Source organism: Roseovarius nanhaiticus, from assembly GCF_900156535.1.
Taxonomy (GTDB): domain Bacteria; phylum Pseudomonadota; class Alphaproteobacteria; order Rhodobacterales; family Rhodobacteraceae; genus Roseovarius; species Roseovarius nanhaiticus.
In genome coordinates, this window is sequence record NZ_FTNV01000004.1 from 170,304 (window position 1) to 196,594 (window position 26,291).

A 26,291-nucleotide genomic window follows, 5' to 3' on the forward strand; every position below is an offset into this window, starting at 1 on the left:
CGACTGCGCGCACAGGCGTGGCATATCGGGACGAGACGCGCTGCGCCTACCGCAACATCCGCAAGAGATATTGGCCGTAGCTGTTCTTGGCGAACCCCTCGGCGCGCTCTTGCAGCGCGCTTGCGTCGATCCAACCCTTGCCATACGCAATCTCATCCGGACTGCCGACCTGCAATCCCTGCCGCTCGCTGAGGGTCCGCACAAAATTGCCCGCATCCAAAAGCGAGCCGTGGGTGCCGGTATCGAGCCACGCATAACCGCGCCCCATCTGCTGCACGTTCAGCAGACCGTCGGCCAGATACATCTCAAGAAGGGCCGTGATCTCAAGCTCGCCGCGCGCCGAGGGTGTCACGTTGCGCGCACGTTCGGACGCGGTGGCGTCAAGGAAGTAAAGCCCCGTGACTGCATAAGGCGAGGGCGCGACCTCGGGCTTCTCCACGATGGCGCGCACCGATCCGTCGGGCGCGAAATCGACGACGCCGTAGCGCTCGGGGTCTGCCACGCGGTAGCCGAAAACGGTGCCGCCCTGGTCCTGCGCGTCCGCCTCGGCCAGATGCTCGGGCAGACCGTGACCGAAGAAGATGTTATCGCCCAGAACCATCGCACTGGGCGCGCCGTCCAGAAAGTCCTCGGCCAATACATACGCCTGCGCCAGCCCGTCGGGCGAAGGCTGTGCGATATAGCTGAGCGACAGGCCCCATTGGCTGCCATCCCCAAGGGTGCGCTGGAACTGGTCCTGATCCTGCGGCGTGGTGATCACCGCGATATCGCGGATACCCCCCAACATGAGGACGCTGAGCGGATAGTAGATCATCGGCTTGTCATAGATCGGCAGAAGCTGCTTCGACACGCCCATCGTGATCGGGTAAAGCCGCGTGCCCGAGCCGCCGGCCAAGATGATGCCCTTGCGCTGTGTCATATGCCTAGCTCCTTGAGAACGGCGCGCAGACCGGCGCGCCAATCGGGCGGTTCGATACCGAAATCTGTCGCAAGAGCCGCGCAATCGAGCCGGCTGTTCAGCGGGCGCTGCGCGGGTGTCGGATAGTCCGAGGTCGGAATCGACGTCAGGGCAACGTCCCGGCCCACCATGCGGAAGATCTCGGCGGCGAAATCGTGCCAGCTGACCGCCGGCGTGCCCGCGAAATGATAGATGCCGCCGGGCTGTCCGCTTGTCATGGCGCCCGCCATGGTCAGGAGTGCCTCGGCGATGGCAGCGGCGGGGGTAGGCCCACCGATCTGATCGCCGACCACGCTCAGCGCATCGCGCGTCTCGGACAGGCGCAGCATCGTCTTGACGAAGTTCGCGCCATGCGCCGAAAATACCCAAGACGTGCGCAGGATCGCCGCGTTCGCGCCGGATGCGCGCACTGCCTCCTCGCCCGCCAGCTTGCTGCGGCCATAGGCGTTGATCGGGGCGGTGGCATCGTCCGTCTGCCATGGCGCCTCACCCTGCCCGTCAAAGACGTAATCGGTCGAGATATGCAGAAACGGGATACCCAGATCGGCACAGGCGCGCGCCATTGCTCCGGGCGCCTCGGCGTTGATGGTACGGGCCAGCGCGTCTTCATCCTCGGCGCGGTCGACGGCGGTGTAGGCAGCGGCGTTGATCACGCAGTCGGGACGCGCGACATGGATGGCGGCGGCGCAGGCTGCGGGATCCGACAGATCCGCCTCCGCGCGGCCCAGCGCGGTGACCATACCCGCGCGCTGCAATTCACGGGCGACCTGCCCGGTTCGGCCAAAGACGAGGATGCTCATGGCGCGGTGCCCAGCCGCGTGCCGACGCCCGCGCGCGCTTGCAAGGGGCGCCACCAATCCTCGTTCGCCAGATACCATTCGACCGTGCACCTCAGCCCCTCCTCGACCGTGACGGAAGGGCGCCAACCCAATTCGCGCCGGATGCGCGACGGGTCGATCGCATAGCGCGCGTCATGGCCGGGACGGTCAGCGACGAAGGTGATCAGATCGCTGAACGGGCGGCCATCACCGCGCGGCGCCAGATCGTCCAGAATATCGCAGAGCGTCTGGACCAGCTCCAGATTGCTGCGCTCGTTCTCGCCGCCGATGGCATAGCTGCGCCCGACACGGCCCTGCCCCAGAACGGTCAGCAGCGCATCGGCGTGATCCTCCACATAAAGCCAGTCGCGCACGTTCGAGCCGTCGCCGTAGATCGGCAGGGGCTTGCCCGCGAGCGCGCTGAGGATGACGACCGGGATCAGCTTCTCGGGGAAGTGATAGGGGCCATAATTGTTCGAGCAATTGGTCAGCAGAATGGGCAGGCCGTAGGTCTCGGCCCAGGCGCGTACCAGATGATCGGACGCCGCCTTGGACGCCGAATAGGGGCTGCGCGGATCATAGGGCGTCTCTTCGGTAAAGCGGGTGCCGGGATCTGCGGGCAGGCTGCCGAAAACCTCGTCGGTCGAGACGTGGTGAAAGCGGAAGCCTTCGGGCCGTCCGGCGGCCTGCCAATAGCCGCGCGCGGCCTCGAGCAGCGTGTAGGTGCCGGTGATATTCGTGTCGATGAAAGTGCCCGGCCCATCGATGGAGCGGTCGACATGGCTCTCGGCGGCGAGGTGCAGGATGGCGTCGGGCGCGTGGTCGGCCAAGATCCGGTCCAGCGCGGCGCGGTCGCGGATATCCGCATGCTCAAAGCGGTAGTGCGGGCTCTCCTCGACGCTGGCGACGTTCGCGAGGCAGGCGGCATAGGTCAACGCATCAAGATTGACGACGTCATGCCCCCGCGCCACCGCCTGCCGCACCACGGCAGAGCCGATGAAACCCGCACCGCCCGTGACCAAGAGCTTCATGTGATATCCTTCATCGCAAAGGGGCTGGAGAAGGCATCCAGAGGCGGCGCGACCGCGTCCTTCTCGGACAGGATAGGTTCAGCGCTCAGACCCCAATCTATGCCGCAGCTGTCCCAATGGATCGCGCCGTCCGACGCGGCGTCGTAGAAATCCGAGCATTTATAGACAATCTCGGTATCGTCCTCGCGCGTTACGAAACCGTGTGCAAAACCCTCGGGCACCAGAAGCTGCCGTCCGTTCTCGGCGCTCAGCTCGACCGCGACCCATTGGCCGTAGCGCGGGCTGCCCGCACGGATATCGATGGCGACGTCCAGAAACCTCCCGCGGCCGCAGCGCACCAATTTGGCCTGCGCATGGGGCGGTGCCTGAAAATGCAGGCCACGCAGGGTCCCGGCATGGGCGGAAACGGAATGGTTGTCCTGGACGAAGTCCACGTCCAGCCCCGCTTCGGCCATACGCGTCTTGTTCCACGTCTCGGCAAAGAAGCCGCGCGCGTCTTCAAAGCGGCGCGGCGTCAGGATCAGAATCTCGGGAAGAGCTGTTTTTTCGATCTGCATAAACAACTCCTTTATCTTTATTCCGCACGATGAACCAGAATAGTGCGGCCAGATTTTGGCAGCACCGGCCCCTTAATGCCACGGGCGCGCCGGAAACACGACCGGAGGCACGAGTGTCAATGATTTGCCGCGATAGTTTCACGCAAGACAGCTGCGCGCAAAGCCGGGGCGATCCTGCAAAAAGCAGCGGATCACGCCTTGTTGCGGTGGTTGTCACCCATAATCGGCTGTCGCAGCTAAAGACCACTTTGGCGCAGCTGCTGGCATCTCCTGCACATGAGTTGCAGGCAATCCTTGTGATCGACAACGCAGCAACTGACGGCACTTCGACATGGCTTGCCCGGCAGCGCGACAGGCGCCTCATCGTGCACCGCGTCGGCACCAATGTCGGTGGTGCGGGTGGCTTTTCCATCGGGATCGCGTTGGCGCAGGAACGCTTTGATCCCGATTGGGTGGTGGTCATGGATGATGACGCACGCCCGACGCCCGGCGCGCTGGCGGCATTTCACGCACGCGACAAGACCGGAATCGACGCTGTTGCAGCGGCCGTCCGCTTTCCCGACGGCCGCATCTGCGAGATGAACAGACCTGCCCGTAATCCGTTCTGGAGCGCGCGCGCCTTTCTCGACACAGCACTAAAGGGGCGTCGCGGGTTTCACTTGGGCGCCGAGGCGTATCGGAGCCGCGCGACCACCTCCATCGATGTGACCTCCTTCGTCGGCTTCTTCATCTCGCGCCAGGGAATGGCGCGCGCCGGTCTGCCCGATCCGGGGTTGTTCCTTTACGGGGATGACGGCCTTTATACGCTGGGCTTGCGCAACGCGGGCGGGCGCATGGTCTTTGATCCCACTGTCCGGTTCGAGCATGATTGCAGCACATTCGCGGCTGAGCAGCGCGGACGCTTCGTGCCGCTATGGAAGGTCTATTATTACCACCGCAACCTTCTGCTGCTCTACCGTCTGGCCGCCGGCTGGATGTTTTGGCCTGCGCTGGCGGTGATCCTTCCGAAATGGCTCTGGAAGGCGCGGGTTCACGGGGGCGATCGCGCAGTCTTTTTGTCCCTTATGCTGCGCGCTGTCCGGGACGGCCTGCTACGAACCACCGACGTGCCGCATGACAGTGTTCTGGGCTGGGCGCGCCGCCCACGCCGGCTTAGTGGTTCAGGATATCGCGGTGATAGCGCCGCAGCAAAACCGTGCCCAGAAACAGCACGGTAAGGCAGGTGCAGATCACATACAGCTCTGAAATGTAGCTGGGCGAGTATGTCGAATAAAAGCCCTGCCGCATGAGCCCGGTGATGTGGATCAGCGGATTGTACCAAAGAAATCCCTGCACGCTGGCCGGCACATCCTCGTAGGTAAAGAGCACACCCGATGCGATGAAAAGCGGCCGGGTCACGATGGACCAGATCGTCTCCCACGCGCCGAAGAGGCCCAGCAAAACACAATTGAGCACACCCACCGCTAGGCCCATCAGCAGCGTCAGCCCGATCACTTTCAGGATGGGCGCGATGTCCAGCAGCACATGCGCGTCGACGAATACCGTGATCAGACTGAGCACGACATAGGCGACAAGAATGCCCACCAGCGCGTTCAGCACGAAACGCGCGAGCACCGCATCCCCCCATGTAACCACGGGATATTGCATCAGCGGCTTCGAGAAATTCAGCGCCCGCGCGACGGTGGTCGAGACGTTTTGATAAAGGTTAAACGGCACAAATCCGGTTGCGTAAAACAAAATGAAACTTGTTCCGAGCGATGGTGTCCTCAGGAGCAACGAAAATGCCAGCGACAGAATCAGCACACCGCCCAGCGGCTCGAGTATCGCCCAGAGATATCCGCCCGGTGATCGGCCATAGCGCGTCGACATCTCGCGCAGCATCAGCGCCGAGACGATGCGGGCCGTGCGATGCGACCGCGCTACGCCCGATCCGGGGGCCACAGGATGCGGCGCGGGGCGCGCGCCGGAGGGGGAGAGAGGGTCCGTGACAGACATGAGAGGCAATCCAATCCTATCGCTTGGGCGGCAATCGACCTCGGAAACGCTAGGTCCATCAGATTTAGAATGGTTTAAGAATTGACACAAAAAGATCAAAATCCGACCGCTCTGAAAAAGACGAGCCCGCCCGATCCCAAGCCCACTGCGTCGCATGACAAGCGTCGCCCGGCGCCGCAGACCAAACCCGGTGCGCCAGCCAACAATCATGCACCTCCGCGCGTAGAGATCCGCCCGGTGGCAAGCCCCGCGCGTATTAAGAAACGCCATCGCTGGGTGCTTCTGGGCTTCGCGAATTTCGTACTTTTGCCGCTCTGCCTTGTGGGGCTCTACCTTGCCACAGCAGCCAAGGATCGCTTTGCCTCGACCGCAGGCTTCACCGTTCGGCAGGAGGAAGGCGCAAGCGCCAGCGATCTCTTGGGCGGGCTGGCCAGCTTTGCGGGCGGGCGCGGCACCGGCGACAGCGAGATCCTCTACGAGTTCATCCGCAGCCAGGCCATCATCCGCCGCATCGACGCGGCGCGGGGCCTGCGCGCCTATTATGCCCAGCACTGGGACCAGGATCCGGTGTATTCGCTCTGGCCCGATGCGTCGATCGAGGATCTGGAGTGGTTCTGGGACCGCGTCGTGCGCGCCTCCTTTGATCAATCCAGCGGCCTGATCGAGATCGAGGTGCTGGCCTTCGATCCTCAGATGGCACAGACCATCGCATCTGACATCGTACGCGAGAGCCAGGACATGGTGAACGCCTTGAACCAGCGCGCGCGCACCGATGCCATCAGCTATGCCGCCGCCGACCTCACCGAGGCGGAAAAGCGTCTGAAAACAATCCGCGCGGAGGTGACACGATTTCGCACGCGCACGCAGATCGTCGATCTTCAGTCAGATATCCAAGGCCGGATGGGCGTGATGAACAATCTGCAACAACAGCTGGCAACCGAACTCGTCGAATTTGACGAGCTGACCGGCACGACGCGCGCCGACGATCCACGCGTCAGCCAAGCCATGCGCCGCATCGAGGTGATCCGCGACCGCATCGCGCAAGAGCGGCAGGATTTCGCAACCACCGAAGTCACCGAGACGGGCGAAGATTATCCCAGCCTGATCTCCGAATTCGAGGGCCTTGTCGTAGAGCGCGAATTCGCCGAGCAGACCTACCGCGCCGCACTTGCCGCGCGCGACGCGGCCCAGGGCGAGGCAATCCGCCAGAGCAGATACCTCGCCGCCTATATCGAGCCGACACTTGCCGAAGAGCCGGAATATCCCCGCCCCTTTGTCATCTTCGGGCTGGCCGCGCTGATCCTTGTGTTGGGCTGGGGCGTAATCGTTCTGATCTACTATTCCCTGCGCGACCGCGCGTGATTAAGGGACCGGGCGCAGCATGATCCGTTTTGAGAATCTCAGCAAAAGCTTCATGGTCGGACGCGAGCGCAGATGCGTCATCGACAATTTGAACCTCACGCTACCTACCGGATCGTCACTGGCGCTTTTGGGCCGGAACGGTGCGGGCAAATCGACCCTGATGCAGATCATTGCGGGTATCATGCGCCCCGACAGCGGCCGGGTGATCAGCGACGGGTCCATCTCGTGGCCTGTGTCCTTCGGCGGCTCGTTCCACGGCGATCTGACAGGCGCGCAAAACGTGCGTTTCGTCGCGCGTACTTACGGCGTCGACACGGACAGCCTGATCGCCTTCGTTGAGGACTTCGCCGAATTGGGCAAGCATTTCCACATGCCGGTCCGGACCTATTCGGCAGGGATGAAATCGCGGCTCACCTTCGGCACGTCGATGGGTATCCGCTTTGACACCTATCTGGTGGACGAGGTGACAGCGGTGGGCGACGCCGCGTTCAAGCGAAAAAGCCAAGCCGTCTTTCGCCACCGCATGAAGACCAGCAGTGCCATCCTCGTCAGCCACAATATGCAAGAGTTGCGCCAATTCTGCGATGCGGCCCTCATCCTTGACCGCGGAACCTTGACGTATCACGCAGATATCGAGGACGCGATATTGCAGCATCAGGCGCTGATGGCGTCGGCCTGACGACGTTCAAGATCATTAAAATACCCCTAAATTAAGCGTATCATTCGAGCGGCGTTCCCAGATTTCGCCGTGAATTCGATCCGTTGATGACCGCGATAGGATCGCAGGTTTCTCCCGAGTTTAAGGGGGGCAACCATGCCGGGCTTTCAGCATCGCGGACTTTTGGGCCAAGCGGCAGAGTATCTTGAGAGTGACGTGCGGGGTTTCCTGGCCGTGCCGGCCGGGATCATAGCCATTGGTGGCCCCAACGGCGGTCTGAGCACCCTCGTGCCGGCTGCCGGGTCGCTCGCCCGAGTGACGGCGGGAACGGGCTTTGACGGCGGGCCGGGGCGTAGCCTGCGGGGCGAGGCAAACCTGATCGACATCGCGGGCACGCAAGCCGTTGTGATGACGAACAGCACTGGCACTGGCTTGTTGCAATACCGTGTAAATGCGGATGGCTCGCTCGGCGTGGGGGCCAGTGTCGCGGTGCCAGAGCTGGCCGTTGGCGGCCCGCTGACCAGTAGCGCGGGCGGCTACATCTTTGCCGCGCGGGCCGACGGCACCATCGGCACCTTTACCGCAGACGCTTCCGGGCGGCTGCAAGCTATTTCCAGCGTTGCCGACACAGCGCAGACCTATGGCGCCGCGCCTGCGGCGCTACGTATGGTTGAAGTCGCGGGCAAGGAATTTCTGCTGACCTTCTCGCGCAGCGAGGCTGGCGTGACCTCCTATGCCGTCAATCCCGCCAACGGCGCGCTGACGGCCAAAGGATCGCTGGGTGCGCAGGAAGGTTTGGGCATTAACGATACCGCCATCTGCCTCCGTAATGTCGATATCGGCGGGCGCAGCCTCGTCATCGCCGCCTCGATGGATGCGAGCGCCGCGGGCGCCGCGCTTACGGTTCTGGAAATCGACGCCGGAGGCGCGCTGGTGGCACGAGATCACGTGGGCGACTCGCGGGACACGCGCTTTGGCCGGATACAGGGCCTTGAGATTATCGAGCACGAGGGCCGCGCCTACGTCATCGCCGCGGGCGGCGATGACGGCATCAGCCTTCTGACCATGCTGCCGGATGGCAGACTGATCCATCTGGATACGATCGCGCATGACTTGGGGCTAGGCCTCGAGTCGATCAGCGCGATGACCGCGATCAAGGCCGCCGATGCAATTGAGGTCATACTGGCATCGCAGACCAATGCAGGGCTCACGCAGTTTACTGTCTCGCTCGCTCAGCAGGGACAGACGATCTCGGGCAACGCGGCGGTGCAGAATGGCACAGCCCAAGATGATCTGATCATCGGGGGGGACGGCGACAACGCGCTTCTCGGCGGGGCGGGCGACGATATTCTACTCGACGGTGCAGGCAGCGATACGCTGACCGGCGGCGCCGGCCGCGACATTTTTCTGCTCAGCCCGGACGACGCCACCGATGACATCACAGATTTCCAGCTGGGCGAGGACCGCATCGACCTGACCCTGCGCGCCGGTCTTTACAGTCCGAATGATATCGCCATCAGCAGCACCTCGTGGGGCGCGCGCCTGACAATCGGCGACGACGTGACGAATATACGCACCAGCAATGGCACGCGGCTGGAGTTGGAAGATGTGCGCGCCGCGCTCGCCTTCGATCTTGAACGTACACCAATCGTTGAAACCAATGACGTCGATCCCCAGGGCTTGCCCCTGCCGAGCCCCGCGGTGACGCTGACTGGCACCGCGGGCCAGGATCGACTGGAAGGCGGGATCGGCGACGACAGCATCGATGGCGAGGATGGCGAAGACGTGCTGATCGGCAATGACGGAAACGATACGATCAAGGGCGGGCGCGGATCGGACAGTATTCTGGGCGGGTCCGGTGACGATCTGTTGCTGGGCGGCAAGGCGCTGGACACGCTGCGCGGCGGCGCAGGCGACGACAGGCTGGAGGGACACAAGGGATTTGATCTGGTCTACGGCGACGCGGGGAACGATACGCTGACCGGGGGACTGCATGCTGATACCCTTTATGGCGGGGACGGCAACGACAGCCTGTTGGGTGAGATGGGGCACGATCTGCTTTATGGCGGGGATGGCAATGACATCCTCGAGGGCGGGGTCGAGTTTGACACGCTGATCGGTGGTGAGGGCGATGACACGCTGCTCGGCGGGGCACATCGTGACACCCTTCAGGGTGGGAACGGCAATGATTTCCTGAACGGTCAGAACGGTTTCGACCTGCTCGAGGGCGGCGCCGGCGACGACACCCTGATCGGAGAAGCGAATGCCGATACGATCTATGGCGGCGATGGCGATGACAGCCTCGACGGAAGTGATGGGTTCGATTTCCTGGATGGCGGGCGCGGCAATGACACCATGTTCGGGGGGGCGAACGCTGACCGCATGTTTGGCCGCGAAGGACATGACGCGCTCTACGGCGAGGTCGGCCATGATCACCTTGAGGGTGGTGCAGGCAACGACCTGCTCAGTGGCGGAATAGATTTTGACACGCTTATTGGAGGGGACGGAAACGACACACTTCTTGGTGGCGCCCATCGCGACACCCTGATCGGAGGGGATGGCGACGATTATCTCAACGGCCAGAACGGATTTGACAGGCTCGAGGGAGGCACCGGTCACGACACGCTGATTGGTGAGGCGAATGCAGATACTCTCATTGGCGGCGCCGGTGATGACAGGTTGGACGGCGGCGAAGGTTTTGATCGGCTGGATGGCGGCACCGGCGATGACACCCTGATCGGCGGCGCGAATGCCGACACTCTGCTGGGCGGCGACGGTGACGATTGGCTTTTTGCCGGGATCGGAAACGATTTCATGCGCGGCGGCGCCGGAGCGGACGTGTTCGTGTTCAACCGGGGCGATGAATTCAATCGCATCGCTGATTTCGAAAACGGGACCGATCGGCTCATGCTGGAAACCGGGGACAATGCGATCTCGGATCTGCGGCGGCACGAGGCACCTCTGGGCCTCGTTGTCGCGTGGGAGGGCGGCCAAGTGCTGATGGACGGAATGAGTATCGCCAGCTTTGACAGTTCGGACGTCATATTTCTCTGATGCGGCGCGCCGCGTCACTTTTGCCAAGCGCCATTAACCTTCCGTTCGCCTTTTGTTGCTTATCTGTCTGGATAGTCAGAACACGAGTATCGGAGGGCTGAGTTTGAGTATTCTAATGGTCGGTGCGGGCCTGTCCGGGGCTGTCATAGGGCGCCAACTGGCCGAGGCGGGACATGATGTCAGCGTGATCGACGCCCGCCCGCATATTGCCGGCAACTGCCACACCGAGCGGGACGAGGCCACCGGCGTCATGGTCCATGTTTATGGGCCGCATATCTTCCATACGGATGATACGGGCGTATGGGATTACGTCAATCGCTTTGCCCACTTCATGCCCTTTCGAAACCGGGTCAAAACGACGTCGCAGGGCAAGGTATTTTCCCTGCCGATCAACCTTCACACGATCAATCAGTTCTACGGTCGGACCATGCGGCCCTGCGAGGCTCGCAGCTTCCTGGAAGGCGAGGCCGATACCAGCATCAGCGATCCGCAGAGTTTCGAGGAACAAGCGCTGCGTTTCGTCGGACGCGATCTTTACGAGGCGTTCTTTGAGGGCTACACTGTCAAGCAATGGGGTATCTCGCCCAAGGAATTGCCCGCTTCGATCCTCAAACGGCTGCCGGTCCGCTTCAATTACGACGACAACTACTTTTTCCACCGCTATCAGGGCATGCCCAAGGATGGCTACACGGCGATGGTGGAACAGATCCTCGATCATCCGAAAATCACCGTCACCCTTGGCGAGCGGTTCGAGCGGCGGGAAGCGGCGGGACATGATCATGTCTTTTATTCCGGGCCGCTGGACGAGTATTTCGGCTGTGAGCTTGGCCGGCTTGGCTACCGCACGTTGGATTTTGAGCGGTTCGAATACGAGGGCGACTACCAAGGCTGCGCAGTGATGAACTACGGCGAGCGCGACGTGCCTTATACACGCATCACCGAGCACAAGCATTTCAGCCCCTGGGAAGAGCATGAAACATCGGTCTGTTACCGCGAGTTTTCGCGTGCATGCGAGCCGGGGGATATTCCCTATTACCCAATTCGCCAAATCCGCGAGAAGGCGCTCTTGGCCGATTACGTCGATCGCGCGCGGAGCGAACGCGGTGTGACATTTGTGGGGCGGCTGGGCACCTATCGCTATCTCGACATGGATGTCACGATCCGCGAGGCGCTGGACACGGCGGCTGTGTTTGCCCAGCAAGGCCCAGCCACTCCCGCCTTTGTCACGGCGCCCCTGTGACGCGCGATACTAGAATGCGGCTAGCGCCGCGATCGCCTCATCGATCGGGTAGTGATGATTGCCCACGAAAAGACCGCGCGTATCGAGATAATCAGCATTCGGCAGATCGCCGTGGATGGCGAAGTCGAAATGCTTGACGATCTCCTTGCGCGCGAAATTACCCGCAACTATGGGCCGGCATTCAAAACCAGCCGCCTCGAGGCCGCGCACCACCTCGGCGCGGCTCTGCTCCAAATCGGGGCGCAGAATCAGGCTGAACCCGAACCAGCTGCTTTCGCCGATCTCACGCTGGATGCGGAATTTCGGATGATCCTGCATCGCGGCGACGAAAGCTGCGGCATTGCGGCGGCGCCCCGAGATCAGCCCGTCCAGCTTGGCAAGCTGTTCGATGCCCAGCGCGCCCGACATTTCCAGCGGACGCAGGTTGTAGCCGGGCAGCACGAAGCGGAAGCTTTCCTCGAAGGCGTCATCGCTTTTGGTGCCGGTGACGTGATTTTCCTTGGGCAGGTTGCGGGTCCAGCCATGGGCCCGCAGGCTGAGCATCACGTGGTAAAGCTCTTCGTCGTCCGTGACGACGACGCCGCCCTCCATGGTCGAGATATGGTGCGAAAAGAAGGTCGAGAAGCTGCCCATCACGCCGAAGGTCCCGCATTGCTTGCCGTTCAAACGCGCACCCATCGACTCGCAGTTATCTTCGATCATCACGATGCCGCGCCCTTCGGTGATGCGGGCGATTGCGTCAAAATCATTTGGATTGCCCAGAAGGTTCACGACCATCAGCGCGCGGGTCCGGTCCGTCACGGCATCGGCCAGCGCGTCCAGGTCATAATTCAGGGTGTCTGCGTCCACATCGACGAATTTCAGTTTCAGCCCGTATTGGTGCAGCGGATAATAGGTCGTGCTCCAGCTGACGGCGGGCACGATCACCTCGTCGCCGGGCTTCAGCCGCAGATCGGGGTTCGATGTATAGGCAAGGGCCGCCGCCATCAGCAGGTTGGCCGAGGAGCCGGAATTCACCATCACGGCAAATCCAGCGCCAAAATGCGCGGCAAAGCGGCGCTCGAACTCGGCCACTTCGGCGCCCATGGTAAAGCGGTCGGAAGCGATGACGCGCTGCAGCGCGTCCTGCTCGGCCTGGTCCCAGGACGATGTGGCAAGGGGGAAACGCGCGCTCATGTAGACAGCCTTTCGAGATAGAATTGATATGTCGCGGTCATGCCCGCCCGCAAATCGGTTTGCGGCGCCCAGCCCCAGTCCGCCTGTCGCGCGGTGTCGCACAGCTTGCGCTTCATTCCGACGGGTTTGGACAGATCATGGGCGAAGCTGCCCGTCCAGCCGATCACTTCGGCGGCGGCAGCGTAATATTCATTCACCGAGTGATCCGCACCGACGCCGACATTCATCAGGTCGGACAGCCCCTTCGAATCTGCGGCGGCGCGCAGCACCGCATCGGCCAGATCGCCCGCATACATGAATTCGCGGCGCGCGGTGCCGTCTCCCCAGATGTCGACAGTCTCGCTGCCCGCCTCGCGCGCCGCGTGGATCTTGGCAATCACGGCGGGCACCATATGCGAGGATGCCGCGTCAAAGCTGTCATGCCGGCCATAGAGGTTGCAGGGGATCAGCGTCTTGTACTGCATCTCGGGTGTCTCGGCGCGGATGTATTGGCAGAGGCGCAGCGCCATGATCTTGGCCAGCGCGTAGCCCTCGTTCGTCGGCTCCAGAGGGCCGGTCAAAACCATCTCTTCGGAAAGCGGATTGGGCGCCTCTCGCGGGTAGATACACGTGGAGGCGAGGTTGAGGAGGCGGGGCACACCCGCCGCCCGCGCGCCCATGATGACGCTGCGCCCGATGGCCGTGTTGTCGTCCAGAAAGGCGACGGGGTTGGCCATGTTGGCCTGAATGCCCCCTACCCGGCCTGCCGCATGGACCACGATGTCGGGATTTTGCTCCGCGATGTAATCCGCCGTTGCAGCGCTGTCGGTCAGGTCCAGTTCGGCACTGCTCGGCGCGAGGATTTCCCACTCGGCGGCGCGCGCGTGTTCGCGGATGTTGCGGCCAACCATGCCGCGTCCGCCGGTCAGCAGCATGCGGCCCCGCTGCGCAGCATCGCTCATTCGCGAAACCCCTGCGCGCCGTCAAAGCCATGCGCGGTCAGCAGCGCATGGCGCCGAGCCGCGCTCAGATCGGCCTCGACCATCTCCGCGCACATCTCGCGCGCGGTGATCTTGGGCACCCATCCCAGCTTGGCCTTGGCCTTGGAGGGATCGCCCAGCAGTGTCTCGACCTCGGCGGGGCGGAAATAGCGCGGATCGATGCGCATGATGACCTGGCCGGGTTTGACGTTGGGTGCCTTGTCGCCTTCCACCTGCTCGACCACAGCCACCTCATCGACGCCCTTGCCTTTGAAGCCGAGCGTGATGCCCAAATCGGCGGCCGCCCAGGTGATGAACTCGCGCACCGAATGCTGCACGCCGGTGGCGATCACGAAATCCTCGGGCGCATCTTGTTGCAGCATCATCCACTGCATGCGCACGTAGTCCTTGGCATGGCCCCAATCACGCAGGCTGTCGATGTTGCCCATGTAGAGCATGTCATCGAGCCCTTGCGCGATATTGGCCAGCCCCCGCGTGATCTTGCGGGTCACGAACGTCTCGCCCCGGCGTGGGCTCTCGTGATTGAAGAGGATCCCGTTGCAGGCATACATCCCGTAAGCCTCGCGGTAGTTCACCGCGATCCAGTAGGCATAAAGCTTGGCCACGCCATAGGGCGAGCGCGGATGGAAGGGCGTCGTCTCGGTCTGCGGCGTCTCCTGCACCAGCCCGTAAAGCTCGGACGTGGAGGCTTGATAAAAGCGGCAGGTCTTCTCCATCCCTAGAAAGCGCATCGCTTCAAGCAGGCGCAGCGTGCCGATCGCATCGACATCTGCGGTATATTCCGGTGCCTCGAAACTGACGGCAACATGGCTTTGGGCGCCCAGATTGTAGATCTCGTCGGGTGCGATCTCGGACAGAAGACGCGTGAGGTTGGAGCTGTCGGTCAGATCGCCGTAATGCAGGCGAAAGCGCGGCTGATCGTGGATATCCTCGAAAAGATGATCGATCCGCTGCGTGTTGAACGACGACGCGCGGCGCTTGAGGCCGTGGACCTCATAGCCCTTTTCCAGCAAAAACTCGACCAGGTACGAGCCGTCCTGCCCCGTCGTGCCGGTCACGAATGCCTTTTTCATCGCGCTCTCCCATCCAATTCTCGTATCATGCCGCACGTGGCAAGCCGCCTAGCTGCGCGCATAGACGTCCTCATAGCGGATGATGTCGTCTTCGCCCAGATAGCTGCCGGTCTGTACCTCGATCAGGACCATCGGCACCTTGCCTCGGTTCTCCATGCGGTGGACCGCACCGAGGGGGATGTAGACGGACTGGTTCTCGGACAAGAGGCGCACCTCTTCGCCGATTGTGACATGGGCGGTGCCTTCGACAACGACCCAATGCTCGGACCGGTGCTGATGACTTTGCAGGCTCAGCGCCGCGCCGGGGTTTACCACAATCCGCTTAACCTGAAAGCGCCCGCCAACGGCGAGGCTTTCGAACCAGCCCCAGGGGCGGTAGTCGCGCGGCAATTGCACGGCCTGCGAGGCGCCCCGCGCCTTGAGGGCGCTGACGGCTTCCTTCACGCGCTGGGTCTGGGACTTGTGCGCGACGAGCACGGCATCGTCCATCGCGATGGCCACGATATCGCTGAGGCCGATCCCGACCAGCTCGACATCCGCGCTCTCGGAGCGCAGCAGGCTGTTCTCGCACGAAATCGCGGTGGCGTGGTCCGAGCAGACGTTGCCTTCGGCGTCCGGCCCCGTCTCCAGCCAGACGGCCTCCCAGCCGCCCAGATCGGACCATCCGGCGCGAAAGGGCATGACGGCGAGGTTCGCGGCCTTCTCCATGATCGCGTAGTCGATCGAGATATCCTCGGCCTCTACCCAGTGATCGGCGGCGAGGCGGGTGAAACCCAGATCGTTCGCGGCTCCGTCATAGGCGGCGCTCACCGCATCGAGCATGGCGGGTGCGTGCGACGTGTATGCCGCGATGACCGCTTCGGCGGTGCACAGAAAAATTCCCGCATTCCACAGGAAATTCCCCGCGCTCAGCATCTCTTCGGCGCGCGCGGCATTCGGTTTTTCGACGAACCGCGCCAGGGGCTGCGGCGTGTCAGCCGAGGCATCGGCGCCCTGCCCCAGTTCCAGATATCCATACCCCGTTTCGGGCCGCGTCGGGGCGATGCCAAATGTGACAAGATCACCGCCCCGCGCGCGCGGAGCAGCCGCCAGCACAGCGGCGCGAAATGCGTCTGCGTCCGGGATGACATGGTCCGACGGCGCGATCAGCATCAGCGCGCCTGCGTCCCTCTGGGCCAGCCACAACGCAGCGGCCAGAACCGCAGGTGCGGTATTACGGCCCTCAGGCTCGATCAGGATGCCTTGCGGCGCTTGAGCAATCTGCGCCAACTGCTCAGTCACGACAAAACGAAAAGGATCGCCCGTCACGACCAGCGGCGCCGCGAATCCCGCCCCCGAGAGGCGGCGGGCGGAAGCTTGGAACAGGCTTTCATCGCCCATGAGCCGCGCGAACTGCTTGGGATAGGATTTGCGTGAGAGCGGCCAGAGCCGTGTGCCCGAGCCGCCGCATAGAAGGACGGGGGTGATCATGTCATCATTCAAATCGGCAGTTTCCAAGGCTGTGGCGCACCAACTGCGCGTTGCTCGCAACCTGCCTTGTTTCCACACGGGGTTCAACATCGGACGACACCGCCCGATCGCGGCTTTGCCAAAGAAGGCCGAACGACCCGAACGCGCTTAACCGGAGCTTAACCAAGGCTTACTAAAACGAAGAGGGAACAAAGATGCCATTCCAACACCGCACGAGGGCCCTCCATGACACGCACCCTTTACCTGCACATTGGCGCGCACCGCACCGCGACGACCTCGATCCAGCGATTTCTTGTGCGGCAGTTCGATGCTCTGGTTGCCGCGGGCTGCCTGTTGCCGCTGCGCAAGCCACGCCATTTCGAGATGATGAACGCGATCTTCGACGGGTCACGTAAAGTCGATGACGTGGCGGCCGATCTGAACCGGCGCGCAGATAAAAAGCCGGTGCCAATTACCAAATTGATCGTGACGGATGAGGATATCTCGATGCGGCGCGATCTGAGCCGGCTGGCCCGGTTTCGTGACCACTTCGACGTCAAGGTCATCTACTCGATGCGCCGGCAGGATCTGTGGCTGGAAAGCTGGTATTTCCAGAACATCAAATGGCAGTGGAACCCATCGCTTTCGCATATCACCTTCGATCAGTTCCTAGCGCGCCGGGCCGAGTTTCACTGGATCCAATACGCCCACTACGTTCGCCATCTTGAGGACGTGTTCGGCCCTGAAAACCTTCTCCTAAGCGTGTTCGAGCCCGCCCAGATGCCTGGCGGACCGGTGCAGCATTTCTGCCGTCAGCTGGGTCTCGATCCGCTCATCGGCGGCGCGCCGGGGCCCCATATCAACGCCTCTATGTCGGCCGCTATGGTCGAGTTTACGCGCCATCTTCCGATGCACGAATTTACCCCACCCCAACGCGAAAGGCTTCGCCGCGCGCTTGAGGCGGTTGACCGTCGAAGCCTTGGCCACTCCGGCAAACAAAGCGAGCGATTGCTGCCCCCCGATCTGCGCGCCGCCCTGCTGGCGGAATATGAGGTGGGCAATACCGCGCTCGCGCGCCGGCATTTTGGCCGCGATCACCTTTTCGAGGCGCCCTGTCCGGACAAGGAAACCACCTTGGCCGAAATGAAAATTCCCAGCTCCAACACCGATCTGATGGCGCAATTCGTGGCACCGCTCCTGCGCGAACTTGTTGTCGGGGGCGCAGGCGCGCCGCACCGCTCGGACGCACGCGGCGGTATGCGGCCATGAGCGAGGGTATCGATTGCGTCACAGCACCGCTTCAGTCCCTAATCTGGCCCGATCCCGAGCTCTGCACGGAGCGCGATCTCTATATGCGGCTGGACGGCGGCGCCGCCCTGTCGATGAATGCGCGAGAGATCCGCTTTGCGCCCGGCGGCGGAGCAGACTTCAATACCTATGCCAATCTCTTCAACAGCGGAAAATGGGCGAAATATTGCGATCTTGATCAGCTGTCTTTGCACCTCGAGGGCGGGGGCGCCTTCGAGCTGGTGGTCTTCTACGCGCATCCCGACCACTCTTATATTCGTCTCATCAACGAGGTGATCACACTAGAGGCCGGTACTACGCAGCTGTTTGACGTAACGCCCAGCGCCGGTTTCGAAAACCGCGGCGCGCTCTATTTTCAGCTGCGTGCCCTGTCAGACGGCGTGCTGCGCCGCGCAGATTGGCACACCGACCGTGCGCCGCGCCGAACGCCAAACCTGATGCTGTCGATCACCACCTTCAAGCGTGAAGAGGCCGTGCGCCGCACGGTTGCCCGTTTCGAGCGGTTCATGTCCGAAACGCCACTGAGGGCACATCTGCACCTTGCAGTCGTCGATAACGGCAAAAGCGCCAAGATCGTCTCATCGCCGAACGTTACGCTTATTCCGAACGAGAACCTAGGCGGTGCCGGCGGCTTTGCGCGCGGTCTGATCGAGGCGCAAAACCGCGGTGCGACCCACTGCCTTTTCATGGATGACGACGCGGCCAATCATCCCGGCGCAATCGAGCGGACATGGATGTTCCTCGCTCACGCAACCGACGACAGGCTTGCCATCTCGGGCGCATTGGCCAACGCGCAGCACCGTTGGCAGATGTGGGAGAACGGCGCCGTGTTCGACAGGCTGTGTCATCCCCAATTCCAAGGCCGTGATCTGCGGTGTGCCGAAGATGTGCTCGATATGGAGTTCGCCAGCACCGGCGAGAAACCGGATAATTTCTACGGCGGCTGGTGGTTCTTTGCCTTCCCGCTCGCCCATGTCGACCACATGCCGTTCCCATTCTTCGTCCGCGGCGACGATGTCAGTTTCTCGCTGATGAACGATTTTCAGATCGTGAATCTGCCCGGTGTCATTTCTTTCCAAGACGAGGATTTCTCGAGCAAGGAGTCGCCGCAAACGCTCTATCTGGATCTGCGCGGGCATCTGGCGCATCACCTCGTTGCACCCGGCCTCGATATCGGGCGCACGGGCGTGCTGCGCATCCTTGGCTGGTTCTTTATCCGAAGCTTCCTGAGCTGCCATTACGAGACCCTCGCGGCGCTGAACCTCTCGGTGCGAGATGCGATTTCAGGTCCGGAGTTCTTTGCCAAAAACGCGGATATGGCCGGACGCCGCGCAGAAATCAAAGCCAATATGCAGAACGAGGTCTGGCACGATCTGACCACTGATCCACCTGCCGAGAAGCGCCGCTTTGATCCGCGCAGGCGCCGCGACAGGGCGCTGATGAAGCTCACGCTGAATGGCCATCTTCTTCCGTTTTTCGGGCGCATAGGAAATCACGTCACGCTGCCTTCCGCCTTGCGCGGGCACCGGCGCCCTCTCTGGGGCGCGGCCCGGATCACCTATGTCTCGCCCGATCGCAGCCGCGCCTACACGGTGCGCCACGACAAACGCCGCGCGTGGCGCGAAATGACCCGCGCCCTTTGGGCGATATTTGTGATGTGGCGCGACTATCCACAGATCAAGGCGCGCTGGCGCCAGGGCTATGATACTCTGACACAGGGCCCGTTCTGGACCGAGATCTTGCAGATCGACAAGACCCAGTCTGCCGGCGATCCCACTCTCGTCAAAGAGGCGCCGGATATGCGCCGCAGCGCATAGGTGCGGGATGCTCGGCAGGATCCTCTCCAAACTGCAAAAGAAGCGTGTCTTGCTGCATATCGGCCTACCGAAATGTGGCTCCAGCTCGCTTCAGGCGTATATGGCTGATCGCGCCAAGGCGCATCACGACATGGGCGTCTGTTATCCGACTGCACACCGCTTGCGATCGGGATATCGCAACCACCTTCCGCTTGCGCAGATGGCCCCGGACGAGTTGCCACGCGCTCTGAAGCAAATCGAAGCCGAGGCGCAAGGGTGCCACACGATTGTGCTGTCTTGCGAGCATTGGACGAACGCGCTTCATATCTGCAACCTTGCGTCGCTTTGCACCGAGCTGAGCCGCATCATGCCGGACCGCACGCTGCACGTCGTCGCCTATTTTCGAAGCCCGTTCGACTTTGCCGACTCCTGCTATGCGCAGTTCATCCGTGCTGGGCTGATGGGCGTGAACCGGCCTGAATTCTACGCGGATGGCGCGCCCTCGATAGAGCGGTTCTTGCACAGGTTCGAAATGCTGCGCGGCTACCCTCTTTGGTCCATCAAAGCATGGTGCGAGGAAATCCGCACAAAGACCCAAGGTGCCCGCCTTAGCCTGCGTTCGATGGAGCCGGGGGATCTGCCCGCTGAAAACTTCATCTCCGATTTTTGCGCGCTGGCCGGCGTGGCACCTCCTGCAACAATGCCGAAGCAGAATTTACGGCTGAGCAATCGCAAGCTTGCGGAGCTTGAGTACGCCCAGACCCTGATCGACAACGACAGCCATATGGCGGCGCGGGACCGCATGATTGCGCATGATTTTGGGCGCCACCATCCGAACGACACCGCGCGCATCGCGGGGTTGAATATTGGCGCCGACACGGCGCAGGCCATTGAGCGAACCTTGAAGGCCGAAAAGAGCAAGATCACCCAACTTTTCGCCACGCGCACGACCAGGCTTTGTGCGGTGCCGGTGCGCGACTGGCACCGACGGGATCTACTGACGGCCGACGACAAGGCCCAGATTGCGCGTTATGTCGGATCGCGCCAGCGCGGCGCAGCCTGACATGGACGGACGCCACATGCAGAGCGAACCGGAAGCCCTGACCAATCTTGCACTTGGCGGGGATGCTCATGCCAATCACGCGCTGTCGATGCTGCGGGCCAGCGTCCCCGAAGGCATTTTGGCGCACCATGTCCCACTGGCACCCGGCATCGCTTTGCACGCGGCGCCCGGCCTCGGACTGTCGGGCCGCTACGCCTCCCCGCGCGGGATCATCCTAGAGCTGGACGCAGCGATGACCGGCGCGCGCGGTGGCTGGTTCGCGCTTCACATTGCGTTGCCGGCCTACGCCCTCGCAGATCACGGAGTCTTCGGGTTTGCCGCGCGCCTTCGCGCTCCGCAAGTTTGCAGCATCCGCGCCTGCTTGCGCAGCGGAACCGAGGACGGTTTCGTCGACGCCTTCTTCGAAAAGCATCTGATCGCGCGGCCAGACGAGACAAGCCATCTCGATGCCCTCGCGCTTGCGTTGCGCGAAGACGTACCTGCGCATGCGCCTTGGCGTGAAGTCATCCTTTTTCTTCCGATCGGTACGGTCCGCCTTTGCCTGATCGATCTGCGGATGTTTCTGGTATGACCTTAGCCCTCGTGATCTGTGTGCGTGACGATCAACGCAACTTGGACAGGCTGCTGACACAAGCCCTACAGCTTGGAATCTTCGAGCAGATTGTAGTCGTCGATGACGCCTCTCGGATTCCCGTCCGCCTGCAGTTCGATTGCATGGGACCATGCCGCTGCCCAATCACCCTGCTGCGCCATCGCGCACCACGCGGCGCGGGAGCGGCACGCAATGCAGGCCTTGAATTGGTCCGGACCGATCACATGATTTTTTTCGACAGCGACGATCTTTTTACGAAAGAGATCATCGACCTTTGGAACGACCTCCGCGGCCAGCAGTTCGATTTTTGCGTGATGCGGTATCAAGACAGCGAACGCGGGCATTTCGGCGGGATAGGACAGACACTGCATGACGAGGCGTGCTGGCACCGCGCCGGGTGTGTCAGTGCTGCGCCGCGCCGGGTGAGCCGCGATGCAATATGGTCACTGGCAGAGGCCAATAATTTCCCTTGGAACAAGATTTACCGGACCCGGTTTTTGCGCGCCAACGCCATTCGCTGCACCGAAACACGCGTGCACAATGACATCGAATTGCATTGGCGAAGCTTTGCAGCGGCACGACGTATTTTCGTATCGACCCGTTTGGGAGCCATCCATGTGGTGCGACCCGGCGGCGATCGATTGACCAATCAGAATGACGCGGCGCGGCTGGATCTTTTTTCAGCACTGCGGCCCGCCTCGGACGCGGTGATGCACGATGACGACGATGCTCCCAAACTCGCATTTCTGCGCTTCAGCGCCGGCATCTTGACCTGGGGCGAACGGGTGATCGCGCCGGATCTGAGGGATGCATTCGCAGCGCGGCGGCAACAGTTTCTGCGCAGCATTCTGACAAATGATCTGTACGAGGCCGTTCTGCAAAAGGATCCAGTTCTGGCGCTCAGACTAATGCTGATGATCGCGCCGGAGACTGCGAAATGCTGACATTGGCGCTTGTGATCGACGACGATGCGCGCAGCGTCAAAGCGGCGCTGACGGCGTTGTCCGGCATACCTGATGACGGGCGCCCACTGCTTATTTTCGATGCTGGAACGAGTCCGAAAACCCGCGATGCGGTGCAACATTTCCTGCGCAGGAACGGGGGCGAGTTGATCACGCTTGGCGCATCCATAACGCACGGCGAGGCCGAGGATCTGGCACGGCAACGCACCGGCGCCGACTATGTCCTGACATTGGGTTGCGACGATCGCGTTCACCCGCCCGGCCTGTATCAGCTGGAAGAGTGTCTGCGGCTTCGCCCTGAACACGTTTTGCTGGCTATCGGCTGGTGGCTGACCAGCTGCGACAGGTATCTGACCGGACCTGATGAGGCGCGGCTTACTGCGATGGCCGCCACCATCCTCGCGGAGGAGGCCGCCGGGCTTTTTCCCGCACCACGGCGCTTGCTTGTGAAGGGAGGTCGACGCCAAAAATCAGAAGCGGGTGACGATCCTGCCAAAACATGGTCCGTTTGGACGAGCGCATTGAAGAACGTCGACGAAATCCATGTCCAGCCGGTGCCCCCGATCCTGCGGCGGATGCCGTCACATGGCCCTGCCAGCCTCATGAATTTCATTCAGGCCTCCATCGCCAAGGCGCCTCGGGCTGAAAAAGCCGCGCGCTTGGCCCGCCTTTTGCCTTGGCTGGCGGATGAATGCACGCTCGCGCCCGCCGAGGCGGCGCTATCGACGATGACCGCCGCAACGGCCCTGTTGCGCGCAATGCCCCGCGCCCAGCGCCGCATGCTTTGCAGTATGCCATTCGCGCCGGGCGCCCTCTTCCAATCGCTCCAGAATGGACAGAAGGGCGAGGCCATGGCGCACCTCTGCATGATGGCGGCTGCGCGCAACGATGCCAAAACAACCGCCCTCGCCGAGGAATACGCAGCCTTGCGCAGCGATCTGGAGGCAGCTCTGCCAGGCCCCGAATATCTGCGCGATTTGCACAGCCGATTAATGGGACTGGGCTAGACGTGCCGTCGAAGAGAGAAAGTAGGGAGCCAATTGGAAGGTGTCGGTGTGACGAACTCCGCCATTGGAAATAAATCAGTGGCCCGCCTGTCGTTGGCCATCGCAGGAACACCCGCGTGTCGAAATGAACTGAACTGGCGGTCAACAAGACATTCTGTCCGAGCTTTTGCCCGGTAGATCGCTGCCAACCCTGACCCCGGCCACCCGCAATCGCGCTGCTATCTGCGCGCCCGGCGTCCCAGTGCGTTTTTTTATCACGGTCGGCCCAGATCACTGAGCGATGAAGTAGGCGGCGCAGTCCGCAAGGTCAGCGCCGCCTTTGGGATCAGCCGCGTTTGCCGCCCATCTTGCCGCGATCCGCGCGGTCAAGCTGACCGTCATCGTTTCGATCCATCCGTTCCACGATATTGCCGAAACGCGCGTCCATCTCGGCCTGAGTGATGGCACCGTCGCCATCCGCATCCAGATCTTGGAACGCATCGACCATTCGGTTCTTTGTCAGTTCCAGATAGACGGTCTCGAACTCGTCGAGCGAAATGTCGCCTTCGCCCGAGTCATCGGCACCGGTGACGAGCGCACTGCGAAAATTGTCCACTTCGGTCTGTGTCACGGCCCGATCACCATTCGCATCAACCTGGCGCAGAATCTCGCGCATCATGCCGCCGCGATGGCCGCCGTGGCCCTTGCCGTGACGCGCATGATCGCCCTGCTTTGCCTTCATCTCGGAGGCGGCGGCCGCTGGCTCGACCGGGTCGGCGCCTTGGGCATTGGCCAAGGTTAGGCCGCCGAGGACGGTCATCAGGGCGAGAAAACTGACGGGGAGAATCTTGGAAGAAGTCATGTCGTATCCTTTCGGGTTTCAGGTCGAGGCATTCATCGCCTCGGTGACACCTACCTAGGTACAATCGCGCCCGAAGGTGTGTCAGCGCGAGGCCGGTTTTGTCGCCGGTGGTCGCAAACCCAGAACCTGATACAGCTTGCGACAAACAATGCCTAAAAAGCTGCCCTGCGAGGTTGATCAAGCTGCTGAAAGCGGCGCTAGTAGAGCCAAGGCAGGCTTTTTTCGCCAGCAACCCAGAAGGACATCATGACCGATCCGATCGCGCCTCAAATCCTGATTGTCGACGATGCCCGCGACATCCGCGAGCCGCTGGGACAATATCTGCGCAAGCAGGGATTTCGCACGCGGCTGGCCGCTCATGCCGGCGAAGCGCGCGATGTGCTGGCGGAGGCGACAATCCATCTGGTCGTACTGGACATCATGATGCCGGGCGAGGACGGGCTGAGCCTGTGCCGCTGGCTGGTGGCGCAAGGCGGTCCGCCGGTGCTTCTCCTGACTGCCATGGCCGACGAAACGGACCGTATCGTCGGGCTGGAATTGGGCGCCGATGACTACCTGGTCAAACCGTTCAACCCTCGCGAGCTGTTGGCGCGGGTGCGGGCGATCTTGCGCCGAATGCCGCCCGAGATCGCCGCGCCGCCAAGCGCACGGCGCGCCTTTGCGGATTGGGTGCATGACCCGGACGCGCGGCAACTGGTAAATGTTCAAGGCCACACCGTGAGCCTGACCAGCGCCGAGAACCGCCTGCTTGGCATTTTCCTGGATCACCCCCGCAGTGTGCTGAGCCGTGCGGTCCTGTTGGATTTGACTGCAGGACGCGAGGCCAAGGCCTATGACCGCGCGATCGACAACCAGATCAGTCGCCTCCGCCGCAAGATCGAGGCCGATCCCGGGAACCCGCAAATATTGGTGACGGAATGGGGCGGCGGCTATCGCCTCGTGGCGGATGTGACACCAGCCCCCACCGGTGCGGGAAGCGCATGATGCGCCGCCTCGCGCGCCTTTTTCCCGACGCACTGGCCGGGCGCATCGTATTCCTTTTGGCCGCGACCATTCTTGCCGCCAACCTGATCGCCCTCGCCGTTCTGGGCGTGCAGCAACAGCGTTTTGACCGGCAGGCGCGTGAGGACCGCGAAATCGAGCGGATTGCCGCCCTTATCCCGGCGATGGAAGCGGTCGATGCGCAGGTGCGCCGCGTGATCGCACGCGATGCCTCGACCCGCTTCGCCCGCGTCCGGGTGGAAAGCAAGCCGCTGCTGACAGAAACCGCGCCGGGCGCCCGCGCCGCCTATATCGCGCAAAGCCTGCGCGACACGTTGGGCCGCGACGATATCAGCGTTGCAATCATCGCCCGTCCCCTCCCCAGCGCCGGGCGGGACGACAATGCGCGGCGCGATCGCCCGGAAGGCCGCCAGCGCAGCAGCAGCGTGATCGCCATCACTGCGCCGCTCAGCGCGCGTGACGGTGCGCCTGCATGGCTCAACGTCGTTACCAGCGGTGCAGAGCTGCGTCCCGGGCGGCCTGACGCACGCCTGTTTCTGACGGTTCTGGCCTTGTCGCTCCTTTTGGTACTGGGCGTGTCGATCCTCTTGGCGCGACATCTGACGCAGCCCCTGGCCGAGCTGTCGCGCGCCGCCGAGGCCGCAGGGCGCGGCGACCGAAGCGCACGCGTGCCTGAAACCGGCGCCCTCGAAATGCGAAAGGCTGCGCAGGCCTTCAATGCGATGCAGGCCGAAATTTCGCAATTCGACGCAGAACGAATGCGCACGCTGGCCGCTATTGGCCATGATTTGCGCACGCCGATGACCAGCCTTCGCATCCGCGCCGAAATGGTCGAGGACGACGCACAGCGCGATGCGATGATTCAGACGTTGGACGACATGACAGTAATGGCCGACGGCCTGGTAAGCTATGCGCGCGAGAGCCGGGACAGCGAGAAGATGGCGCCGTTGGACCTATCCGCGCTCCTGAGCCGTCTTTGCGAAGCGCGCGGCGTGACATGCGCAGCCGGCGGGCCGCTGATCGTGGCCGCGCGCCCAGTCGGGTTGGGCCGCGCCATCGGAAACCTTATCGACAATGCCCTGCGCTACGGCGGCGACGCGAACGTGGCGCTGGCGCAAGAGAAAGCACACGCAATTGTCACCGTGACCGATAACGGCCCCGGCATACCAGAAGACCGGTTTGCCGAAATGTTCGAGCCTTTCACGCGCGGCGATGATAGCCGTAACACCGAGACCGGCGGCGCGGGTCTCGGCCTTGCAATCGCGCGCACGATCATCAACGCGCATGGCGGCGATATCACACTCGCCAACCGGCCCGAAGGCGGACTGATCGCACGTGTACGCCTGCCCCTGGTCGAGGCGACCTAACT

At 62.4% G+C, this 26,291-nt stretch carries 23 protein-coding genes; 13 read left to right on the forward strand and 10 right to left on the reverse strand.

Going from position 1 to position 26,291, the window contains the following annotated elements; all coding sequences use genetic code 11:
• Positions 1–46 precede the first annotated feature (46 nt).
• The 4 genes from rfbA to rfbC are packed head-to-tail and all read right to left on the reverse strand — an operon-like array spanning position 47 to position 3,364.
• Entirely contained in the window at positions 47–919 is an 873-nt protein-coding gene (gene rfbA / locus BW975_RS16520; protein ID WP_076535454.1) for a glucose-1-phosphate thymidylyltransferase RfbA, read from the reverse strand.
• A complete protein-coding gene (gene rfbD / locus BW975_RS16525; RefSeq protein WP_076535455.1) occupies positions 916–1,758 on the reverse strand; it encodes a dTDP-4-dehydrorhamnose reductase in 843 nt (280 codons plus the stop codon). The genes rfbA and rfbD overlap by 4 nt, the downstream gene beginning before the upstream one ends.
• Positions 1,755–2,807: a dTDP-glucose 4,6-dehydratase gene (gene rfbB / locus BW975_RS16530; protein WP_076535456.1), complete on the reverse strand. Its 1,053-nt coding sequence runs from the start codon at positions 2,805–2,807 to the stop codon at positions 1,755–1,757. The genes rfbD and rfbB overlap by 4 nt, the downstream gene beginning before the upstream one ends.
• Positions 2,804–3,364 carry a dTDP-4-dehydrorhamnose 3,5-epimerase gene (rfbC, locus tag BW975_RS16535; protein WP_076535457.1) on the reverse strand — a complete coding sequence of 187 codons (561 nt, stop codon included), beginning with the start codon at positions 3,362–3,364 and terminating at the stop codon, positions 2,804–2,806. Before rfbC ends, rfbB begins: the two co-directional genes overlap by 4 nt.
• Before the next feature lie 119 nt (positions 3,365–3,483).
• Here rfbC and BW975_RS16540 point away from each other — a divergent pair, with 119 nt between their 5' ends.
• Entirely contained in the window at positions 3,484–4,581 is a 1,098-nt protein-coding gene (locus tag BW975_RS16540) for a glycosyltransferase (protein ID WP_076535458.1), read from the forward strand.
• Here the strand turns inward: BW975_RS16540 and BW975_RS16545 are convergent.
• On the reverse strand, positions 4,517–5,359 hold the full coding sequence (locus tag BW975_RS16545) for an ABC transporter permease (protein WP_083687164.1): 843 nt from the start codon (positions 5,357–5,359) through the stop codon (positions 4,517–4,519). The two genes, BW975_RS16540 and BW975_RS16545, sit on opposite strands and share 65 nt — an antisense overlap.
• A gap of 237 nt (positions 5,360–5,596) precedes the next feature.
• On the opposite strand from BW975_RS16545, the gene BW975_RS16550 reads away from it, so the two are divergent.
• From BW975_RS16550 to glf, 4 genes are all read left to right on the forward strand, one after another.
• Positions 5,597–6,721 (forward strand): KpsE/RkpR family capsule polysaccharide export protein, encoded by a 1,125-nt coding sequence (locus BW975_RS16550; RefSeq protein ID WP_139194259.1) that lies wholly within the window; start codon positions 5,597–5,599, stop codon positions 6,719–6,721.
• A gap of 19 nt (positions 6,722–6,740) precedes the next feature.
• Positions 6,741–7,400 (forward strand): ABC transporter ATP-binding protein, encoded by a 660-nt coding sequence (locus tag BW975_RS16555; protein ID WP_076535459.1) that lies wholly within the window; start codon positions 6,741–6,743, stop codon positions 7,398–7,400.
• Between the two features lie 135 nt (positions 7,401–7,535).
• Positions 7,536–10,433, forward strand: a complete 2,898-nt coding sequence (locus tag BW975_RS17975; RefSeq protein ID WP_076535460.1) for a hypothetical protein — start codon at positions 7,536–7,538, stop codon at positions 10,431–10,433.
• Positions 10,434–10,536: 103 nt separating this feature from the next.
• The gene (gene glf, locus BW975_RS16565) at positions 10,537–11,673 is read left to right on the forward strand and encodes a UDP-galactopyranose mutase (RefSeq protein WP_272482030.1); all 1,137 of its coding nucleotides are present in this window, start codon (positions 10,537–10,539) and stop codon (positions 11,671–11,673) included.
• Between the two features lie 9 nt (positions 11,674–11,682).
• On the opposite strand, the gene BW975_RS16570 is transcribed toward glf, so the two are convergent.
• From BW975_RS16570 to BW975_RS16585, 4 genes are read right to left on the reverse strand one after another with little or no spacing between them, the layout of a single operon-like run.
• Positions 11,683–12,849: a DegT/DnrJ/EryC1/StrS family aminotransferase gene (locus BW975_RS16570; RefSeq protein ID WP_076535462.1), complete on the reverse strand. Its 1,167-nt coding sequence runs from the start codon at positions 12,847–12,849 to the stop codon at positions 11,683–11,685.
• Complete coding sequence (locus BW975_RS16575; protein WP_076535463.1) at positions 12,846–13,790, reverse strand: GDP-L-fucose synthase family protein; 945 nt, start codon at positions 13,788–13,790, stop codon at positions 12,846–12,848. The genes BW975_RS16570 and BW975_RS16575 overlap by 4 nt, the downstream gene beginning before the upstream one ends.
• Positions 13,787–14,902, reverse strand: a complete 1,116-nt coding sequence (gene gmd, locus BW975_RS16580) for a GDP-mannose 4,6-dehydratase (protein WP_076535464.1) — start codon at positions 14,900–14,902, stop codon at positions 13,787–13,789. Before gmd ends, BW975_RS16575 begins: the two co-directional genes overlap by 4 nt.
• Before the next feature lie 48 nt (positions 14,903–14,950).
• Positions 14,951–16,372: a mannose-1-phosphate guanylyltransferase/mannose-6-phosphate isomerase gene (locus tag BW975_RS16585; RefSeq protein ID WP_076535465.1), complete on the reverse strand. Its 1,422-nt coding sequence runs from the start codon at positions 16,370–16,372 to the stop codon at positions 14,951–14,953.
• Positions 16,373–16,597: 225 nt separating this feature from the next.
• Here BW975_RS16585 and BW975_RS16590 point away from each other — a divergent pair, with 225 nt between their 5' ends.
• From BW975_RS16590 to BW975_RS16615, 6 genes are read left to right on the forward strand one after another with little or no spacing between them, the layout of a single operon-like run.
• On the forward strand, positions 16,598–17,620 hold the full coding sequence (locus tag BW975_RS16590; protein WP_076535466.1) for a hypothetical protein: 1,023 nt from the start codon (positions 16,598–16,600) through the stop codon (positions 17,618–17,620).
• Complete coding sequence (locus BW975_RS16595; RefSeq protein ID WP_076535467.1) at positions 17,617–19,476, forward strand: glycosyltransferase; 1,860 nt, start codon at positions 17,617–17,619, stop codon at positions 19,474–19,476. The genes BW975_RS16590 and BW975_RS16595 overlap by 4 nt, the downstream gene beginning before the upstream one ends.
• A gap of 7 nt (positions 19,477–19,483) precedes the next feature.
• Positions 19,484–20,518 carry a hypothetical protein gene (locus BW975_RS16600; RefSeq protein ID WP_076535468.1) on the forward strand — a complete coding sequence of 345 codons (1,035 nt, stop codon included), beginning with the start codon at positions 19,484–19,486 and terminating at the stop codon, positions 20,516–20,518.
• A 16-nt stretch (positions 20,519–20,534) separates the two neighbouring features.
• Positions 20,535–21,089, forward strand: a complete 555-nt coding sequence (locus BW975_RS16605) for a hypothetical protein (protein WP_139194260.1) — start codon at positions 20,535–20,537, stop codon at positions 21,087–21,089.
• Positions 21,086–22,054: a glycosyltransferase family 2 protein gene (locus BW975_RS16610; RefSeq protein ID WP_083687166.1), complete on the forward strand. Its 969-nt coding sequence runs from the start codon at positions 21,086–21,088 to the stop codon at positions 22,052–22,054. Before BW975_RS16605 ends, BW975_RS16610 begins: the two co-directional genes overlap by 4 nt.
• Positions 22,048–23,079: a hypothetical protein gene (locus tag BW975_RS16615; RefSeq protein ID WP_076535471.1), complete on the forward strand. Its 1,032-nt coding sequence runs from the start codon at positions 22,048–22,050 to the stop codon at positions 23,077–23,079. Before BW975_RS16610 ends, BW975_RS16615 begins: the two co-directional genes overlap by 7 nt.
• Positions 23,080–23,404: 325 nt before the next feature.
• On the opposite strand, the gene BW975_RS16620 is transcribed toward BW975_RS16615, so the two are convergent.
• Positions 23,405–23,920, reverse strand: a complete 516-nt coding sequence (locus BW975_RS16620) for an EF-hand domain-containing protein (protein WP_076535472.1) — start codon at positions 23,918–23,920, stop codon at positions 23,405–23,407.
• 246 nt (positions 23,921–24,166) lie between these two features.
• Here BW975_RS16620 and BW975_RS16625 point away from each other — a divergent pair, with 246 nt between their 5' ends.
• Positions 24,167–24,904: a response regulator gene (locus BW975_RS16625; protein ID WP_076535473.1), complete on the forward strand. Its 738-nt coding sequence runs from the start codon at positions 24,167–24,169 to the stop codon at positions 24,902–24,904.
• Positions 24,904–26,289, forward strand: a complete 1,386-nt coding sequence (locus BW975_RS16630; protein WP_076535474.1) for an ATP-binding protein — start codon at positions 24,904–24,906, stop codon at positions 26,287–26,289. Before BW975_RS16625 ends, BW975_RS16630 begins: the two co-directional genes overlap by 1 nt.
• The last annotated feature ends 2 nt before the right edge of the window (positions 26,290–26,291 follow it).